Annotated in this window: 1 pseudogene; it reads right to left on the bottom strand. The window is 43.8% G+C overall.

The annotated features are described in order from the left end of the window. Positions 1 to 909 (bottom strand): annotated as a pseudogene (locus ACFILW_RS10065) (hypothetical protein); the annotation flags it as partial. Between the last annotated feature and the right edge of the window lie 77 nt (positions 910 to 986).

Below are 986 nucleotides of genomic sequence, written 5' to 3'. Positions count from 1 at the left end.
CTTGACACGCATCATATCCGTTACATGATCTGTATAGGTACGACCTGTTGTGATCGGAACACCATATGCCGAGCGCGTATTTTCACCGGTGCCTGACTGAAGATAAATATCAACCCAAAGATCTGTAGAGGGGTCATAAACCATACCTTCTGGTGAACTATGCGGATGGTGATTGAGACACCAAACTGAATTGGGTAAAATATCCCCTGCTCTATAACCAGACAATGGATGACCGGAAATCGTACCAACATCCGCACAGAGCGTATGAAACCCTCCTATCTTTCGCGAATTACTCACTGTGTAATCCCTTGGATACGTAGAGTTTTCTGATAAAACAAATTTATGAGACTGTCCTCCATCAGAAACCAAATAAACATAATAATCCTTACCCGCCGAAAGAGAAGGAACGCTTATTCTTGTATCTACCGTATAACTTGCAACTAAAATATCATTGCCTAATGCCAAAGTTATGCGTGTTCCTTTTTTCAAGGTTAATTCCGCTTTGCCTTTCGCAACAAGAAACGGTGTGGAAATTGAAAGAACCGTTAAATTGGACTGTTTCAGTAAATTGTTTACCTCTTCCGCTAGCGCTTTTGCCTGTGAAGCTACTGTATGGGCTGTTGTTGCCGTTGCTAGGGAACTCTTGATACCTCCAAGCTCTTGTTTCGTCGTATCGGCTGTTGTTTTAGCTTCTTCTGCTGTCCTTTTCGCTCTATCAGCTACTTCCTTGGCTTTTTCGGCTTCATCTTTTGCTTCATACGCGTAGTTATTGGCTTTCTCCGCTATTTTCTTGGCTTCTTCGCCTGCCGTTTCTGCTAAACTTGCTGTAAGCTTAGCACTATCTGCTGTTTCATTCGCTTTGTGGGCTTTATTCCACGCTGCATTCGCTGTGCTTTTTGCATTTTCCACCTCACTACGCCCTTGCTCCGCATCATGCTTGGCATACCCTGCTTTCTATTTGGGTTCTTGGGCTGTTTCCTCCGCTT

Origin of the sequence: Bartonella sp. TT110JLCBS, assembly GCF_042193405.1 — a bacterium.
GTDB lineage: Bacteria > Pseudomonadota > Alphaproteobacteria > Rhizobiales > Rhizobiaceae > Bartonella.
Note: the sequence above shows the minus strand (reverse complement) of the source record. Positions and strands in the feature narration are given on the sequence as shown.